The organism is Nannocystis bainbridge (genome assembly GCF_028368995.1).
In the GTDB taxonomy this organism is placed as follows: domain Bacteria; phylum Myxococcota_A; class Polyangia; order Nannocystales; family Nannocystaceae; genus Nannocystis; species Nannocystis bainbridge.
Window position 1 is genome coordinate 1,697,192 of record NZ_JAQNDL010000003.1, and the last position, 17,181, is coordinate 1,714,372.

The 17,181-nt window shown below is 70.5% G+C and carries 10 protein-coding genes; 1 reads left to right on the forward strand and 9 read right to left on the reverse strand.

The genetic code is table 11. The annotated features are described in order from the left end of the window. Positions 1-67: 67 nt before the first annotated feature. Positions 68-1,495, reverse strand: coding sequence for a group II intron reverse transcriptase/maturase (gene ltrA, locus POL25_RS32015; protein ID WP_272090079.1), 1,428 nt, complete (start codon positions 1,493-1,495; stop codon positions 68-70). A 986-nt stretch (positions 1,496-2,481) separates the two neighbouring features. Between ltrA and POL25_RS32020 the strand changes: the two genes are divergently transcribed. Then, positions 2,482-4,869 carry a tetratricopeptide repeat protein gene (locus POL25_RS32020; protein ID WP_272090080.1) on the forward strand — a complete coding sequence of 796 codons (2,388 nt, stop codon included), beginning with the start codon at positions 2,482-2,484 and terminating at the stop codon, positions 4,867-4,869. Positions 4,870-5,142: 273 nt separating this feature from the next. On the opposite strand, the gene fusA is transcribed toward POL25_RS32020, so the two are convergent. The 8 genes from fusA to POL25_RS32060 all read right to left on the reverse strand — a co-directional run bounded on the left by fusA (position 5,143) and on the right by POL25_RS32060 (position 17,176). Continuing rightward, on the reverse strand, positions 5,143-7,242 hold the full coding sequence (fusA, locus tag POL25_RS32025; RefSeq protein ID WP_272090081.1) for an elongation factor G: 2,100 nt from the start codon (positions 7,240-7,242) through the stop codon (positions 5,143-5,145). 302 nt (positions 7,243-7,544) lie between these two features. Next, the gene (gene tkt / locus POL25_RS32030) at positions 7,545-9,563 is read right to left on the reverse strand and encodes a transketolase (RefSeq protein ID WP_272090082.1); all 2,019 of its coding nucleotides are present in this window, start codon (positions 9,561-9,563) and stop codon (positions 7,545-7,547) included. A gap of 251 nt (positions 9,564-9,814) precedes the next feature. Further along, on the reverse strand, positions 9,815-10,402 hold the full coding sequence (locus tag POL25_RS32035; protein WP_272090083.1) for a hypothetical protein: 588 nt from the start codon (positions 10,400-10,402) through the stop codon (positions 9,815-9,817). An 816-nt stretch (positions 10,403-11,218) separates the two neighbouring features. Further along, entirely contained in the window at positions 11,219-12,559 is a 1,341-nt protein-coding gene (gene ahcY, locus POL25_RS32040; protein WP_272090084.1) for an adenosylhomocysteinase, read from the reverse strand. A gap of 43 nt (positions 12,560-12,602) precedes the next feature. Beyond that, entirely contained in the window at positions 12,603-13,046 is a 444-nt protein-coding gene (locus tag POL25_RS32045) for a 1,2-dihydroxy-3-keto-5-methylthiopentene dioxygenase (protein ID WP_272090085.1), read from the reverse strand. Between the two features lie 18 nt (positions 13,047-13,064). Next, positions 13,065-13,745, reverse strand: a complete 681-nt coding sequence (mtnB, locus tag POL25_RS32050; RefSeq protein WP_272090086.1) for a methylthioribulose 1-phosphate dehydratase — start codon at positions 13,743-13,745, stop codon at positions 13,065-13,067. 949 nt (positions 13,746-14,694) lie between these two features. Then, on the reverse strand, positions 14,695-15,879 hold the full coding sequence (locus POL25_RS32055) for a hypothetical protein (RefSeq protein ID WP_272090087.1): 1,185 nt from the start codon (positions 15,877-15,879) through the stop codon (positions 14,695-14,697). 52 nt (positions 15,880-15,931) lie between these two features. Further along, entirely contained in the window at positions 15,932-17,176 is a 1,245-nt protein-coding gene (locus POL25_RS32060) for an MYXO-CTERM sorting domain-containing protein (protein ID WP_272090088.1), read from the reverse strand. Between the last annotated feature and the right edge of the window lie 5 nt (positions 17,177-17,181).

The window sequence follows — 17,181 nt, forward strand, 5'->3', positions numbered from 1 at the left end:
CCCCCGTTCAAACCGTGCATGCGGATTTCCCGCACACGGCTTACCGGTGGTCTCTCGAGCCGCCGCATTACGCGGCCTCCGGGTACTGCACGGTCCCCCGTAGACGGTGGAGACCGTGGTTGTGGAAGAAGTCGCGCGTCCAGCTCTCGACCTCACCTGCGCGGAGGTGCCGGCCCTTGCGCCTCATCATGAAGCGACGAAGGCGAGACCACACGTAGGTGTCGATCCGGTTGAATTTCACGGCGGCGTTCCCGGTGCGGAAGTAGTTACCCCAGCCACGCAGCACCGGGTTGATGTCACGGATGATCACCCGCACATCTTTGGCCCCGTTGCGGTTCGAGCCGGTCAGCTCCTTCACGCGCTGCCGCGCCCGCGTCATGCTACGCGTCGAGGGCCAGCGCTGGAGGAAGTACACCCTGCGATGTTCCTTCTCCCAGATCGGCCCGGACATGCGCTTGCGCAGGTGGCAGCCGAGGAAGTCGAAGCCTTGCCGTCCCCAGCTCAGCTCGACTCGCCTCGTCTTCTCGGGATGCAGTTCCAGCTTGAGACGCCGCAGGATCTCGCGGACCCTGACCTCGGCCTCCTCGCACGCCTTCCTGGTCCCGCACAGGATCACGAAGTCGTCGCAGTAGCGCACGAGCTCGCCCAGATGGGCGTGCCGTCGCTGCCACAGCTTGTCGAGGACGCCGAGGTAGATGTTCGACAGCAGCGGTGAGATCACGCCGCCCTGGGGTGTCCCCGAGAGCATCGCCGTCACCTGGCCGTCTTCCATCACGCCGGCTTCGAGCCATTGCCGCACCAGCTTGAGGACCCTTCGATCCGAGATCCGCATCTCGACGAGCTTCATCAGTCGCTCGTGATCGATGCTGCCGAAGTAGTCGCGGATGTCGGCGTCGAGCACATGGTTCCCACCTCGAGCTCCCAGCACGCGCAGTCGCTCGAGCGCCTGCGTCGCGCTGCGCTTCGGCCGGAAGCCGTACGAGCACGGAAGGAAATCCGCCTCGAAGATCGGCTCCAGCACCAGCTTCGCCGCCATCTGCACCACTCGGTCCCGGACTGTCGGGATCCCCAGCGGCCGCTTCTTCCCGTCCGCCTTCGGGATGTACCGCCGCATGACCGCGCTCGGTCGGTATGTCCCGCCCTTGAGTTCGTCGGCGATCTCTTCGAGGAAGCGATCGACGCCGTACTGCTCCACCTCGGCCAGCGTTTGTCTGTCGACGCCCGCTGCCCCCCTGTTCTTCTTGACCCGCCTCCATGCTTCCTTCAGGACGTCACGCCTGAAGATGCGGTCGTACAGCGCATGGAAGCGTCGACCCGGTTGCCGCTTGGCTGCGGCCCACAGTCGGCGTCGAAGTTCTCGCACTTTGTCACGCGGCCTGCGCCGCGTGGGGTGGTTGGGACCTGTCCTGCAGGCCATGCCCTCGCGCTTACCTTCTTCTCCGACACGACCACCCCAGGGGTCCTTCCCTCCGACGGCGTTGTTCTGCGCCGCCATCGCCGGTACTACGACCCCCTCGGACTCCCGCTGCACAGCGCTCGACTTCGCCTTCGGCTTATACGAGTCGCATCGCCCCGACACGGGCCGTGCAGACGGGCCTCTCCTGTTCCGCATCGCTCCTTGAACGCGTGCTGCGCCCCATACCCCGGGAGGACCCATCGCGCTTTCTGCTCCGGATGACTGCGCGGTGGGCGTGGCCTTCGCCGTGAGATGAGCGGCTCGGCTCCCCCATTGTTCATCTGTCGAGGCTGCAGGCTTCACTTGATGTTGCGGCCCGCGTTCTTGCTCCCTCCGCAGAGGCTCTTGACGCCCCGCTCGGGCCGCGAGAATCTCTCCTCGCGCCTGGGGCCTGCTACCGGGCGCTCCGGCGCCTACCCGGGCGGGACTTTCACCCGCTGGAACGGTGCAGCATGACGCGGCCGAGCCGCCCCCTCCGGGGCCGAGCTCGTCCGCGTCGTCAGGACGCACCATCGAGCCACGCTATCAACCGCCCCGGCGCCGAACAAGGCGCGCGCCTGCTCGCTGGCTGGGGGCGCGGGTCCGCCGAGGTCGTCACGCGCATGCCGAGGACGCACACCTCGCGCGCAATCACATGTCCGATCGACCATGCTCGACACGACATGTCCTCATGGACATGTCCTAAACGACATAAAATGCGCGAAGCCGATCCTGCACCCGGGTCGAGGTTCGGGACCGCCCGCGCGTTGGCTCCCGGTGGGACCGCCGCACCGTCCGGCCGCGCGCGAGCGGGGTCCTCGCGGATGAAATGGCGGGCAGGGGTGTGGGGTAGATCTCCGCGGCGCCAGCCCTGGGCGCCGTTCGGCGGGGTCGTTCGTTCGCCCGACAGGAGCAGGTCCGACGCAGCCCGGCAGGCCGGGTCGGGCTCGGGCTAGTATCCTTGTCACGTGCGCCGGACCGCCGCCGACCCGACCTGACGCGCGCTCCTGCGACCTCCCACCGCGCCCCCCTCGCGGCCCTCGACGATGTCCCCTCCCAAGATCCCCTCCGTGGTGGTTCGCGGCCTCGAGCCCGAGGCCGCGGTCAGCTCGATCGCGCGCGACCGGCCGTCCCAGCCGCCGTGGTCGCGGATCTTGCTCGGCCTCGCGGTCGCGGGGCCGGCGCTGTGGCTCGGTGGGGTGCCGTCGATCGTGGTCCCGGGCTTCTGCGCGCTGGTGCTGGCGCTGTGGATCCGCCTGTGCACGCGCAGCGAGCAGCCGCTGCGCGTGCCGTCGGGCGCCTTCATCGGCCTGTTCGCCGCCGGGCTGACGCTGCTGCAGTGGATGCCGCTGCCGCTGTTCCTGCGCGAGCTGGTGGCCCCGGGCCTGACCGCGCGGGTCGGCGCGGCGCTGGCCGACAGCGGCGCGAGCCCGTGGCCGGGGCTGTCACCTGTCCCCGGGGACAGCGCGCTGGAGGCCGCGCGCCTGCTCGCGCTCACCGGCCTGTTCGTCGGCGCGGCCCAGCTGTCGTGGCGCGTCAGCGCCGGCCTGGTCGCGCTGGCCGGCTCGCTGGTGGCGCTGATCGGCCTGGCGCAGGCGGCGTTCGGCCTCGAGGCGATCTACGGGCTTTATCAGCCGCTGCAGGTCGACCCGACGGTCACGCCGGCGCTGCTGACGACCTTCGTCAACGCCAACCACCAGGCCGGCCTGTTCCTGCTCGGGATCTTCAGCGCCGGCGCGCTGGCGGTGCACATGCGGCTGCAGGGCCGCACGGCCACCGACCCGGCGCTGGTCAGCCGCCTGCGCGAGCGCCGATTGGCGGCTCTGGCGGCCCTGGCGATCCAGGGCGCGGCGCTGCTGCTGTCGCTGTCGCGGGCGGCGATCGTCGCCCTGGCGATCGTCGCTCCGGTGGCGCTCATGCTCGCCTGGCGCAACGGACCTGTCCCTGTGGGCAGGTCGCGCGCGCGCGAGCCGGAGGGCCGGCTGTGGCTGCAGCGCGGCGCCCTGGCGCTCGGGCTCGGACTGCTCGCGGTGGTGGTCGCGCGCCAGGGCGCGTGGGCCGAGCTGTCGACGCTGTGGCGCGTCAACGAGGCCGAGACCAAATTTCGCATCGCCTCCGACGCGGTGGCGCTGATCGATCTGTCGCCGGTGCTCGGCGTGGGTCGCGGCGCCTTCCTCGACCTGTTCCCCGCGGTCGACTCGCGCCCGCTCGGCGTGGTCCACACCCACCTCGAGTCGGCCCCGGCGGCGATGCTCGTCGAGTGGGGCCCGGTCGGCGGCGGCCTGGTCGCGCTCGGCCTCATCTGGTGGTGGATCGCCGCCGTCTACACCACCGGCAGCGGCCGCCACGTCAGCGCCCGCCGGGTCGCCCTGTGCGGCCCGCTGGCCCTGGCGATCCACAACCTCGCCGACTTCAACCTCGAGTTCCTCGGCGTCGCCGCGCCGCTGTGCGCCCTCGCTGGCGCGCTGTCCGAGCGCCGCGGCTTCTTCCGCGCCCCGGCCCGCCCGGCCATCCTCGTCGGCGGCCTCAGCCTCGCCGGCGCGGCCGCGCTGGCGCTGTGGGCCCAGCCGTACACCTGGCAGAACCGCACCGCCGGCGACGGGGCGATCGGCGCCGGCGACATGTCCCCCGAGGCAGCCCAGCGGATGCGCCCGCTCGACGCCTCGCTGCACATCCTGCTGGCCCAGCGCGCGCTCGAGATCGAGGACTGGGCGCAGGCGCGGGCGCAGGCGACGGTGGCGAGCGAGCTGCAGCCGGCCAACTCCGACGCGTGGCTGCGGCGGGCCCACGCGGCGCGCGAGCTGGGCGACGCGTCCGAGTCGGCGAGCTCGCTGGCGCGGACGCTGGCGACGATGCGCCACCCGCCCGACCTCGAGCTGACGCGCTACCTGCTGGGCCGCTACCCCAACGCCGAGGAGCTGGCGCCGTTGATGCCGCAGGAGCTGGCGCCGTGGACCGCGGTGATGGAGTCGCTGATCGCCGAGGCGCCGGCCTACGCGGCGATCCTCGCCGCGGCACGCAGCCAGGTCGACGGCCGCGAGCCGCCGGTGTTGCACATGCAGGTCCGCCTGGCCCTCGCGCTCGACAACCCGTCACTCGCGCTGCACTACGCCCGCCTGCTCCGCATGCTCGCGCCGCACGAGGTCCACAGCCACCTGCTGCTGGCCCGCGCGCTCGAGAGCCAGCGGGTCCCGCGCGAGCGCGAGCTGCAGCACGACCTCGAGGAGGCGCTCGCCCAGGGCCTCGTCGCCGAGCCGGCCCACATCGCCCTGGTCGAGGAGAAGCTGCTCGGCTCGTACCTGCGCGACGGCCAGCCCGACGCCCTCGCCCGCGCCCGCGACCTGCTGCCGCGCCTGCTGGCCCGACCTGGCGACCGCGCCGCGCTGCAGCGCCGCCACGCGCTCGAGCGGGCCCTGGCCCAAGCTGTCCGCTAGGACAGGTCGACCGCGAGGCCGATCATTGACGCAATGAAATGCCTCTCAGGACATGTCCTGAGAGGCATCTTCAAAGCGAGCGCGCCGACGATCCGGGGAGGTGTCCCGCAGGATGTCTCCACTCAGGAAACTCCGCGGGCGCAGCTGCGAGTCACCCGCTCGGGCGTTCCGGCCCGCTCGTGCCATCGCGCTGCGCGCCCGCCGAAAGCGCCGAGGGCGGCGCGATCGCTCGCACCGCCCTCGAATGTGCGGACCTTCCGGCCCGCGCGGGCCTCAGCCCTTCTTGTTGCCGGCGTACTTCTTGATGAGCTCGTCCTGCACCTGGCGGGGGACCGCCTCGTAGCGCTCGAACTCCATCGTGTACTCGGCCTTGCCCTGCGACATGCTGCGCAGCTCGGTCGAGTAGCCGAACATCGTCGCCAGCGGGACGTGGGCCTCGATGACGCTGATGCCCATGCTCGACTCCGAGTTGATGATGTTGCCGCGGCGGCGGACGAGGCCGCCCTGGATGCCGCCCTGGAACTCCTCGGGCGTCTCGACGGCGACCTTCATGATCGGCTCGAGCACCTGCGGACCGGCCTTGGGCATGGTCTCCTTGAAGGCCGCGCGGGCGGCGATCTGGAACGCCATGTCGCTCGAGTCGACCGCGTGGGCCGCACCGTCGTTGATCTCCATCTCGACGCCGACGACGGGGAAGCCGATGAGCACGCCGCGGTCGAGCGACTGCTTGAAGCCGTTGTCGCACGACGGGATGTACTCGCGCGGGATCTTGCCGCCGACGACGTTGTCGACGAAGCGGTAGGTCTTGTCCGGCGCGTCCTCGGGCAGCGGCCGCATGGCGCCGCCGATCTTCGCGTACTGACCGGAGCCGCCGGTCTGCTTCTTGTGGATGTACGTGAAGGGGACCTCTTGCGTGATGGTCTCGCGGTAGGCCACCTGCGGCTCGCCGACGGTGGTCTCGACCTGGTACTCACGCTTCATGCGCTCGATGTAGATGTCGAGGTGGAGCTCACCCATGCCCTGGATGATGGTCTCGCCCGACTCCTCGTCGCGGTGGACGCGGAAGGTCGGATCCTCCTTCGAGAAGCGGTTGAGCGCCTTCGAGAAGTTGGCCAGGCCGTCCTTCTTGGTCGGGGTGACGGCGTAGCTGATGACCGGCGCCGGCACGAACATCGAGCGCATCGAGTAGACGACGTCGGACCCGGTGAAGGTGTCGCCCGAGGCGCAGTCGATGCCGAAGAACGCCGCGATGTGACCCGCGCCGACCTCCTCGATGTCGACCATCTCGTCGGCGTGCATGCGCACGAGCCGGCCGACCTTGTTCTTCTTGCCCGTGCGGGTGTTGAAGATCGTGTCGCCCTTCTTGACGTGGCCCTGGTAGATGCGGATGTAGGTCAGCTGACCGTACTTGCCCTCTTCGAGCTTGAACGCCAGCGCGCACAGCGGCGCGGCCTCTTCGCTCTTGAGGATGACCTCGGTCTCCTTGCCGTCGTTCGCGATCTGGTAGGCGACGTTCTTCACCTCGTAGGGCGCCGGCAGGTACTTGACCACGCCGTCGAGCAGGTGCTGCACGGCCTTGTTCTTGTAGGCCGAGCCGCAGAACACCGCGGTGAAGTTGAGCGACAGGGTCGCCTTGCGCAGCACCGGCACGATCTCCTCGGCGGTGACGTTGGCGCCGTCCTCGGCGAGGAAGCGCTCCATCAGGCCGTCGTCGAAGTCGCCGAGCGCCTCGACCAGCTTCAGGCGGTACTCCTCGACCGCCTCCTTCAGGTGGTCGGGGCACGGCTCGCGGCGGATGTTCTCGCCGTTGTCGCCGTCGAAGTACAGCGCGTCACGGGTGAGCAGGTCGACGACGCCCTCGAAGTGGTCCTCGGCGCCGATCGGGTAGGTGACGAGGTGCGCGTTGTGACGCAGCTTCTCGCGCAGCTGGCGGGTGACCTTGAACGGGTCGGCGCCGGAGCGGTCCATCTTGTTGATGAACGCCAGCCGCGGCACGTTGTAGCGCTTCATCTGGCGGTCGACCGTGATCGACTGCGACTGCACGCCGGCGACCGAGCACAGCACCAGGATGGCGCCGTCGAGGACGCTGAGGGCGCGCTCGACCTCGATCGTGAAGTCGACGTGTCCGGGGGTGTCGATCAGGTTGAGGAAGTGGTCTTTCCACTCGAGGTAGGTGGCAGCCGACTGGATCGTGATGCCCTTCTCGCGCTCGAGGTCCATCGAGTCCATCGTCGCGCCGACGCCCGACTTGCCCTTGACCTCCTCGATCTTGTGGATCTTCCCCGAATAGAACAGGATGCGCTCCGAGAGCGTCGTCTTGCCGGAGTCGATGTGCGCGGAGATCCCGATGTTTCGGACCTTTGCGAGTTCCATGGTAGTGCTCTGCTGACCTTGCCGATGACGAGTGCAGGGGTCGGGGTCCGGGTGTCCCGGCAAAAGGGAGCGGAGTGAACTCCGCCGCCCGGCCCTCCGAGCCTGTTGTGCTGCTCAACCCCGCAAACCTCGGACCTGGATGGCCTCGGCCGGGGGGGTTGAAGTTTTGCCCTGGAGCCCGAAAGACAACCCCTTGGGGTGCTTTTGAGCGCGCGGAGCATGCCACAAGGTGCCCCGCTTGGCCGCTGGAGGCGGCTCGGCGGGGCGTGATCGTCCGCACCCGCCTCGCGCGCCTCGGGCGCCTAGGGGAGCTCCAGCCAGCGCTTGACCACCGCGGCCGGCGTGAAGCCGAACCGTTCGGCGAGCAGCTTGCCCGGGGCGCTGGCGCCGTAGTGGTCCAGGCCGTGCTGGTGGGCCGCGAACCGGGCCCACCCGAACGTGGTCCCCGCCTCCACTGACAGGCGGCGCGAGATCTCGGGCGGCAGGACGCTGTCCTGGTAGGCCTTCGGCTGGGCGAGGAAAGCCTCCCAGCACGGCATCGAGACCACCCGCACGCGCTTCCCGTGGTCCTTGTGCAGCGTCTGCGCCGCGTCCAGCGCAGTCGCGACCTCGGAGCCGGTCGCCACCAGGATGCCGTCGAGCTCGCCCTCGGGCTGCCACAGCACGTACGCGCCTTCGTCGATCGCCTCGCGCGTCTCGGCCATGATCGGCAGGTCCTGGCGCGTCAGCAGGATCGCCGTGGCGCCCTCGCCGTGCCCGCGCTGCAGCGCCAGCCGCCACGCCGCCGCGGTCTCGCGCGCGTCCGCGGGCCGGACGACGTACAGGTCGGGGATCAGCCGCAGGCTCATCAGCTGCTCGATGGGCTGGTGGGTCGGCCCGTCCTCGCCGACCCAGAAGCTGTCGTGGCTGAACACGTAGACCACCGGCGCCTTCATCAGCGACGACAGCCGCAGCGCCCCGCGCAGGAAGTCCGAGAACACCAGGAAGGTCGCGCCGTAGGCCCGCACGCCGCCGTGCAGCGCGAGGCCGTTGCAGATGCCGGCCATGCCGTGCTCGCGCACGCCGAAGTGCAGCACGCGCCCGTCGGGCTGGGTCTTGCTCTGGGACGGCAGCTTGAGCTCGACGCCGTTCGAGCCGGCGAGGTCGGCGGAGCCGCCGAGGAGCGTCGGGTGGGCCTTGACCAGCGCCTCGAGGATCTTCTGTCCGGCCTTGCGGGTGGCGACCGCGCCGCCCGGCTTGAAGCTCGGGATCGCGCTGAGCACCTCGGCCGGGACGACATCGCTCTGCAGCGCCTCGAACTGGGCCGCGAGCTTCGGGTGGGCCTTGCGGTAGGCGTCGAACTTGGCCTCCCACGCGGTGCGCTGCTCGCCGAGCGCGCGCCGCTGCTGGGCCAGCGCGTCGCGGATCTCGTCGGGCACGCGGAACGACTGGTCGTCGGGCCAGCCCATCGCCTTTTTGGTCGCCACGATCTCGGCGTCGCCGAGCGGCGCGCCGTGAGCCCCGTGGGTGCCGGCCTTGTTGGGGCTGCCGGCGGCGATGACCGTACGGCAGGCGATCAGGCTCGGCCGCGTGGTCTCGCCGCGGGCGAGCACCAGCGCCGCCTCGACCTGCGCCGCGTCGGCGCCGTCGATGCGCTGCACGTGCCAGCCATACGCGGCGAAGCGTCCCAGGACGTCTTCGGTGAACGCGAGGTCGGTCGAGCCGTCGATCGAGATCTTGTTATCGTCATACAGGAACACCAGCTTGCCGAGGCCGAGGTGGCCGGCCAGGCTCGCGGCCTCCGAGGCGATCCCCTCCATCAGATCGCCGTCGCTGCAGATCCCGTAGGTGAAGTGATCGACGATGTCGTGTCCCGGCTGGTTGTAGGTCGCGGCCAGGAAGCGCTCCGCCAGCGCCATGCCGACCGCCGCCGCGAAGCCGGTGCCGAGCGGACCGGTCGTCACCTCGACGCCGACGGTATGTCCGTACTCCGGATGCCCCGGGGTCTTGCTGCCCCACTGACGAAACTGCTTCAGCTCGTCGAGCGGCAGATCGTAACCGGTGAGGTGCAGCAGCGCGTACAGCAGCATCGACCCGTGGCCGGCGCTCAGCACGAAACGATCGCGGTCGGGCCAACGCGGGTGCTCGGGGTCGTGGACGAGGAATCGCGTCCATAGCACCGAGGCCATCACCGCCGCGCCCATCGGCATCCCCGGGTGGCCCGAGTTCGCCTTCTGCACGGCGTCGATGGCGAGGGTCTTGATCGTGTCGACGAGCAGCCCGGAGAGGCGGGCATCGGGGCTCGTGGTCGCAGGGAACTCGCGGGGCGGCACGGCAGGCATGCTCGGGTGCCTATCACGATTGCGACGGCGGGGACCGACCAGGCCGCGGGGCGGCGACGTGACCGAACGCGGGAACTGCGGACGACGCCGGCGAATCTACCGCATGGCCCGCGAAGTTCGACTCGCGCGGACGCAAACACGGGACCCGCCGGACGACCGATGGTCCGGACAACTTACGGAACAGCAATGGCGGACCCGGCGCAGCCTCGACCGCGAACGGCAGGCGAAGGCTGACGCCGGAAGTCGATTGCTCAGACGGCAGTGTAACGAGTGCCGCGAGCCTGACCGGTCCACGACACGAGGCCGCGCTCGATGAGGCGCGCCAGGGCGGTGCGGACCTGCAGCGGGGTGCCACCGACCACGGCGGACAGATCCGGCGCGGCCTGCGGGCCCGGGGCGGTCTTGAGGGCGTTCAGCATGCCCTGATCGTAGGCGTCGCGGCCGGCGGGCGTGCGAGTGTCGACGACCGACTTGTTGCTGCCACGCTTGGCAGCCGGCGCCGGCGCCTCCTTGGCGGGTGCAGCAGCACCACGGCCGCCCTTGCGACCGACCGGAGCAGCAGGGGCCTTGGCCAGCGCTTGCGGGACCTTGACCGGCTTGCCGGCGCCGCGGCCGCGGGGCGCAGCGGGGGCCGCCGCGCCTCCGCCCTGACCCAGCAGTTCACCGATCGTGATCCCCTTGAGCAGCGAGCCGAGCTCGCCAGTCGCGAGCTTGCCGAGCTCAGCGAGGCTCATATGGGGAGCTGAACGGATCTGTTCGATCATCACGTCGCGCTCGGCATTCGCGACGGCATTGCGGAAGGTCGTCTCGAACCTAGACATCGTCTTTGCTTTTTGCATGACCCGAGATCCGAGGTCAATCCATATTCGGCAGTCCCGCGACAAAAATCTTCAGTCCCCGCACTTTTCGTCCTCACTTTTCGTCCGCAGTGGCTGCGTTCGGCCCGATCTGGCCAATCTGCGGCGCCTTCAGCCGTTCTCCGCAGCTTCGCCCGTTCTCCGCAGTTTCACCCGTTTCTCCGCAGTTGGGGCCCTTCTCCGTAGTTCCACCCCCCACTCGGTCGTTCGACCCCCTCGCCTCAGTTCCCCCCACTCCTCTGTTCCCCCCCACTCCGCCGCTCGCCTCAGTCCACCCCCCACTCCCCAGTTCCCCCAACGGCCCCATCCCCCCAACCTTCGGGTCCCCCCATCGGAGCGATTGGATGTCCCGCGTTTACACGGCCGTTTCGTCGGCTGCCCGGTTCGCTTACCCGCGACTCCTCGGCCCCGGCCGCGCCCGCCGTTTCCGGGCTGCTGGAGCGCTTTGGGGCGCTCGCCGGCCCGGCGACGGAAATCGGTAGCGGCCGTCCGCCTGCGACACTGTTCATATCGTCGGCACTGCCGACTCGTCGGCATCGGGCGGCTACCTGCGCGACGACCCGCGCGCCCCCTGTGCAGTATCCCGCGAACGCGGCGATCCGATGTTCGTACTTCGTTTCAGCGGACGCTCGTCCGCTCGACCGCAGCGTATGCGCGGGCGCGCGCAACATTCTCCTGAGGCCGACTCGCTACTGACTACCTTTTAAGGACCGCACAAAAGCGAAGAGGGGGACGGTCGCAGCCGCCCCCCTCAGTCGGGACATCAGCGCGCGCCAGGCAGGCCCGGCGCGCTCCGGATCAGTAGCGGTAGTGCTCGGGCTTGAACGGGCCCTCTTGCGAGACCCCGAGGTATTCGGCCTGCTTGTCGCTGAGGCGGGTGAGCTTGACGCCGAGCTTTCCGAGGTGGAGGCGGGCGACCTCCTCATCGAGGCGCTTCGGCAGCACGTACACCTTGCCCCGCGCATAACGGCTGCGCTCGGTGTAGAGCGACAGCTGGGCGAGCACCTGATTCGTGAAGCTATTGCTCATCACGAAGCTGGGGTGGCCGGTGGCGCAGCCGAGGTTCACCAGGCGGCCGCGGGCCAGCAGGAGGATCGCGTGGCCGTCGGGGAACACGAACCGGTCGACCTGCGGCTTGATGTTGATCTCCTGGACGCCCTTGTCGGCGACCAGGCCGGCGACGTCGATCTCGCTGTCGAAGTGGCCGATGTTGCAGACGATCGCCTCGTCCTTCATCTTGCGCATGTGCTCGAGCGTGATGACGTCGCAGCATCCAGTGGCAGTGACGAAGATGTCGGCGAGGCCGGCGGCCTCGTCCATCGTCGTCACCTGGAAGCCCTCCATCGCCGCCTGCAGCGCGCAGATCGGGTCGACCTCGGTGACGAGCACGCGGGCCCCGAAGCCGCGCATCGACTGGGCGCAGCCCTTGCCGACGTCGCCGTAACCGGCCACGACCACGACCTTGCCGGCGACCATGATGTCGGTCGCCCGCTTGATGCCGTCGGCCAGGCTCTCGCGGCAGCCGTACAGGTTGTCGAACTTGCTCTTGGTCACCGAGTCATTGACGTTGATCGCGGCGATCTTCAGCTCGCCGCGCTCGGCCATCTGATACAGGCGATGGACCCCGGTGGTGGTCTCCTCGCTGACGCCGAGGCACTGCTCGAGCGAAGCGACGTGCTCCGGGCGGTGCAGCACGAGCGTCAGGTCGCCGCCGTCGTCGAGCAGGATGTTCGGCGGGCTGCCGTCGGGCCAGCGGATCGTCTGCTCGACGCACCACCAGTACTCCTCCTCGGTCTCGCCCTTCCACGCGAACACCGGCACGCCGGTGGCCGCGATCGCGGCCGCCGCGTGGTCCTGCGTCGAGAAGATATTGCAGGACGACCAGCGGACCTCGGCCCCGAGCTCCGTCAGCGTCTCGATCAACACGGCCGTCTGAATCGTCATGTGGAGGCAGCCGGCGATCTTGGCCCCCTTCAGCGGCTTCTCCGCCCCGTGCTTGGCGCGCAGCGCCATCAGCCCGGGCATCTCCTTCTCGGCCAGGGCGATCTCCTTGCGGCCCCAATCGGCCAGGCCCATGTCGGCGACCTTGAAGTCGGGCGTGGTGGGCGGCTTTACCTTCGACACAGTGCTTGCAGTCATCGTCTACCTTGGTCCTCTCGCGAACAATGCGAATCCAGCGTCATCAAGCGCGGTACTCCGGCACCCAGCCCGCGGCGTCCTTGAACAGACGCACGCAGCGGATCTGCCGCCGCTCGGTCAAAAAGAAGCGGTGATACAGGTCGGCGGGCACGACGATCAGGTCGCCGCGCTCGACCTCGATCCGGATCCACCGCTCGCCCGGCCCGCGGACGTCGAAGATCCCCGCGCCGTCGAGCACGAAGCGGACCTCGTCGTCGCGGTGCAGGTGCTCGTCCTTGAACTTGCCGAGCAGCCCGTCGAGGTTCGGCGTGTCCGGCCGCAGCTCGATCACGTCCTGGGTGACGTAGCCGCGGTCGGCCTTGAGGCGGTCCAGCGCGCCCTGAAAGTCGTCGTCGGGCAGGCGCTCGTAGAGCACCCCCACGGCCGCGAGATCGGCCAGCGTCGGCCCCTCGCCCTGCGAAGCATCCTCGAGCCATTCGAGCCGCATGGTCCCTCCGCCTCCGCGTCACGCCCCGCCCAGCGGCAGCCCGAGTCGATGCGACTCGACCACCGCGCGGAACAAATAGTCGAAGCTCTCGGCCTGCGTCTTGGCCTGCACCCAGTCGCGGCCCCACACGTACACCCCGTGGCCCGCGACCAGCACCGCGTCGACGTCGGGGTACGCCAGCATCGCCTCGGCCATGCTGGCCGTCAGCTGCGACTCGCGCGGGGTGTTGGCGATGATCGGCACCCGCAAGGTGTCGAAGCAGCCCATCCCGCGCAGGCCCTTCTGCATCTCGAGCCCCTGGCACACGAACTCGCCCGGCCCGCCCTGCGGCGCGAACAGCCGCGCCGCCAGCACCGCCCACACCGAGTGCGAGTGCATCACGGCGCCGGCGTCGCGCAGGCGATAGGCGTTGAAGAACAGCGGCCGGCACTCGCTGACCTTGAGCCCCGAGGCCGGCGCGCGCACGACCTCGCAGTCGTGCTCGCCGGTGGCGCGGTCGCTCAGCACGAAGATGTCCTCCGGCTGCAGCCGCTCCTTCTGCACCCCCGACGGCGCCATGTAGATGCCCTCGGGGCCGCGGATCGAGATGCCGCCGCCGGTGCCGCTGACCCAACCGTGCTGATAAAACAGCCGGCAGAGCTCGCAGATGAGCTCGGGAATCGGTGGGTTCGACGCGTGATCGCGAGGCGCTGCGGACATCGAGGCGCGGGGAGTCTACCCCCGGGCCTCCAGGGGCGTCACAGCCGGCCGAGTGTGGATCCTCGCTTCCCGCGCCGGTCCCTCGCAAACCCTCGCCGAACCTTCGCGCCGCCCGCCGCGCGACCCAAAGCCCCGCCGCCAGCCCCGCCCTCGTCGATTGCGCGGCGCGGCGAATGTCACGCCCGCACGTCGCGGACGTCCGACCGCCCCCGGTCGCAGCCATTGGCCGCCGGCCCCGCTGGCGATTCGCCGGGCCGAACGTCGATGTGAAGCTGTCTCTCGGGACATGTTATCGCAGCGCCGCCGGCTCGAATCCTCGCAGCGCGGTCTCGCCGCCGGGCCCACCGTCGGCGCGCGGCCGTCGCGCCGTCGCCGTGAATCCGTCGGGTCGCAGATCTGCCCGGTCGCGGCGAACGGCGATCGCCCGCCGGCAATCGCCGTACTCGTACCTGTCCTCGCGGACAGCTGGGTGAGTCGCGTCGAATCGCCGCGCCCCGCCGGCCGCCCCGACGAATCGGCGGCGCATTCGTTGTCGCGCGTTCACGGGGCGAATTGCAGCACCGCGCGCGGACCCCCGCCGCAGACCGGTGTCAGTTCCGGCGGCGCCGACGCGTCGTGGCACCGACGAGGAGCAGGCCGAACGGCGATCGCGGGGCCGCATCGCTCTCGCACGACACCCGCGCGTCGAGCCCCGCATCCTCCGTCGGCGACCCGTCGGTCGAAACCCCCGACGGACGCCGGGCCGTCGGTCGACGGATGGCGACAGAACGCGACTGTCGGCGACCTCGGCCGGCGGCGGCGATTGCATGATGTCCTCGAGCGGGCTCGCCTCATCGACCACCGTCATGCACCACGAGCGTGCGATGGTGGTGACGAACTGTCACGCTCGGCGAGCCGGGTGATCGTCGCCAGCGCGCGCCACCTCGCCGATCTGCCAGCGATTCGCCGGCTAGCGCGCCCGGGCTCGCCGGCGCCGCGCCAGCGCCACGAGCCACAGCGCGGCCCAGCCGGCCCCGGCCCCGCCGCTGCGGCAGCCGCACCCGGCCGGCTCCGTGCCGGTGCCCGGGGCCGTGGTCGCCGCGCCGCCCGTGCTCGTGCTCGTGCCGTCGCTGCTCCCCGCGGTCGTCGGGTCGTCCCCGCTGGTCCCCGTGGTGGTCTCGCTGTCTCCGCAGGTCCCGTCGCCGCCGCCCGCCAGGAACGAGCCGCTGTCGCTGCAACCACCGCTCGAGGTCTCGCTCGGCTCCAGCACCGACAGCAGCGACACCGGGTACGTCGAATAGGTGCGCTGCATCGGGTCGATGACGTCGACCCGCAACACCACCGAGTCGGGCGCGACCTCCGACGGCGGCGTGAAGGCCAGCGCGATCGTCTCGCCGACCAGCGGTTCGCTGACGAACTCCTGCCACTCGAGCGCGTCGGCCAGGGCCCAGTAACCCTTCAGCGTCGAGCCCGGCATCGCCCGCGCGCAGCCCTCGAGCAGGTACGAATCGCCGGGGAACACGAACGCGCCCTCCGGATTGGTAAGCGCCGCCGCCGGCGGGGCCGAGGCTGGATCGGCGTCGTCGACCACATGCACCACCCCCGGCCGCCGCGACCAGCGGTTGAGCTCGGGCTCCCACGTATAACCGTCGATGCGCCACGCGCCCGCGGCCAGCCCGGTCGTGTCCCACACCACCGGCTCGGCCGCCTCGGCCTCGGTGATCGGTCGGCGCGCGTCGTCGGCGGTGATGCGGACGAAGCAATCGGCGTAGAGGCCGTTGGTCTCGAGCACGTCGTCGTCGCCGATGACCGCGGCGTCGATCATCTTCTCGTCGGCCCAATCGAGCCAGGCGTCGGCGTCGGCCCACGACAGCCACACCGGCGGCGGCGTCTGCGGGCTGTCGTCGCGGCAGAAGGCGACGAATTGGTGGCGCCGGCTGGTCGGCAATTCGTCGGGGGTGAGGTCGGTGTCGGGATAGGGGATCGCGTAGTCGAATTGCAGCGTGCTCGACTGGCTGCGATCGATCACCGTCATGCACGGCACGCCGTCGGGCCAGACCACCGGAGTACGCGGGTGGCCGCCGTTGGCCGCGTGCGCGGCCCCGGGCGCCGCGAGACCGACGAACACGAGCGCGACACGAAGAGGACCTCGCACGCGGCCAGTGTAGCGCGGGCCCGTCGCCGGCGCCGCGCGCGGCCCGGGCCGCTCACGCCCGCGCAGGTGCGAAAACCCCACGTCGTCGCCGGCGCAGCCCCAGCAGCACCAGCCCGGCCCACGCCCACGAGCCCGCCGACCCGCCGCTGTCACAGCCGCAGCCGTCGCGCGTCGGCAGCTCCTCGGAGGTCGTCGCCGCATCACCGGTGGTATCGCCCGTGCTGCCGGTCGAGGCCGGCCCGCCCGTCGCCGAGGTGTCGATCGGCGCCTCGCCGCTGCTGCTGCTGACGCTGCCGGTGTCGTCGCTGCCGCCGTCGTCGCCGCAGCTCTCGTTGCCGATGAACGCGTTGGTGTCGCTGCAGCCGCCGCCGGTGGTGGTGGTGTCGCCGCTGCCCGGCAGCACGACCACCAGCGACCGCGGGAACGCCGAGAAGGTGCGCTGCATCGGGTCGGTCACGTCGATGCGCAGCGCCACCGTCTCGACCAGCGCCTCGGGCGGCGGCTTGAACGGCAGCTCGAGCGCCTCGCCGTCGATCGGCACGCCCTCGGCGAACGCATGCCACTCGAGACCGTCGCCGCCGGTCACCGCCCAGAACCCGCTCATCGTCGAGCCCGGCATGGTCCGCACGCAGCCTTGCAGCATCAGCGTGTCCTCACCGAACATGAAGTCGTCGGTGTTCATGATCGCCGCCGCCGGCGCGACCGCCGAGAGGTCGGGCCCGTCGACCACGTGGATCACCCCGGGCCGCTTGCTCCAAATGTTGAACGCCGGCTCCCAGGTGTAGCCCTGCAGGATGTACGGCCCGGGCGCCAGCGCCGAGGTGTCCCACTCGAAGCCCTTGTCCGCCTCGGCGAAGGTGATCGGCCGCCGCTCGTCGTCCTCGGTGACGCGGAAGAAGCAATCCTTGTAGATGTCGTGGGTCTCGAGCACGTCCTGGTCGGTCGCGTCGGCCTTCTCGGAGATGCCCGCGGCGTCGGCGATGTCGACGTCCTTCCACGACAGCCACACCGGCAGCGGCTCCTGCGGGGTGTGATTGCGGCAGAAGGCGACGAACTGGTGGCGCCGGCTGTCGGCCACCTCGTCGGCGGTGACCATCGTGTCCTCCGCCGGGATCTCGTAGGGGAAGTGGACGACCGCGCCCTGGCTGCGATCGATCACCGTCATGCAGGCGGTCTCGTCCGGCCACTGCACCGGCGTGCGCTCGTGGATCCCGTTGGCGGCCCGGGCCAGCGTCGGCGTGAGCAGCGCCGCGGCGACGGCGGACAGGCCGAGGATCCGGAGACGGGCGGAGCGCATCGCCG

Excerpts from the sequence above, each read along its gene's own strand:
- ahcY (WP_272090084.1), bottom strand. The coding sequence starts at position 12,559 with ATGACTGCAAGCACTGTGTCGAAGGTAAAGCCGCCCACCACGCCCGAC.
- ltrA (WP_272090079.1), bottom strand. The coding sequence starts at position 1,495 with ATGGCGGCGCAGAACAACGCCGTCGGAGGGAAGGACCCCTGGGGTGGT.
- fusA (WP_272090081.1), bottom strand. The coding sequence starts at position 7,242 with ATGGAACTCGCAAAGGTCCGAAACATCGGGATCTCCGCGCACATCGAC.
- POL25_RS32035 (WP_272090083.1), bottom strand. The coding sequence starts at position 10,402 with ATGCAAAAAGCAAAGACGATGTCTAGGTTCGAGACGACCTTCCGCAAT.
- tkt (WP_272090082.1), bottom strand. The coding sequence starts at position 9,563 with ATGCCTGCCGTGCCGCCCCGCGAGTTCCCTGCGACCACGAGCCCCGAT.
- POL25_RS32020 (WP_272090080.1), top strand. The coding sequence starts at position 2,482 with ATGTCCCCTCCCAAGATCCCCTCCGTGGTGGTTCGCGGCCTCGAGCCC.
- mtnB (WP_272090086.1), bottom strand. The coding sequence starts at position 13,745 with ATGTCCGCAGCGCCTCGCGATCACGCGTCGAACCCACCGATTCCCGAG.
- POL25_RS32045 (WP_272090085.1), bottom strand. The coding sequence starts at position 13,046 with ATGCGGCTCGAATGGCTCGAGGATGCTTCGCAGGGCGAGGGGCCGACG.
- POL25_RS32060 (WP_272090088.1), bottom strand. The coding sequence starts at position 17,176 with ATGCGCTCCGCCCGTCTCCGGATCCTCGGCCTGTCCGCCGTCGCCGCG.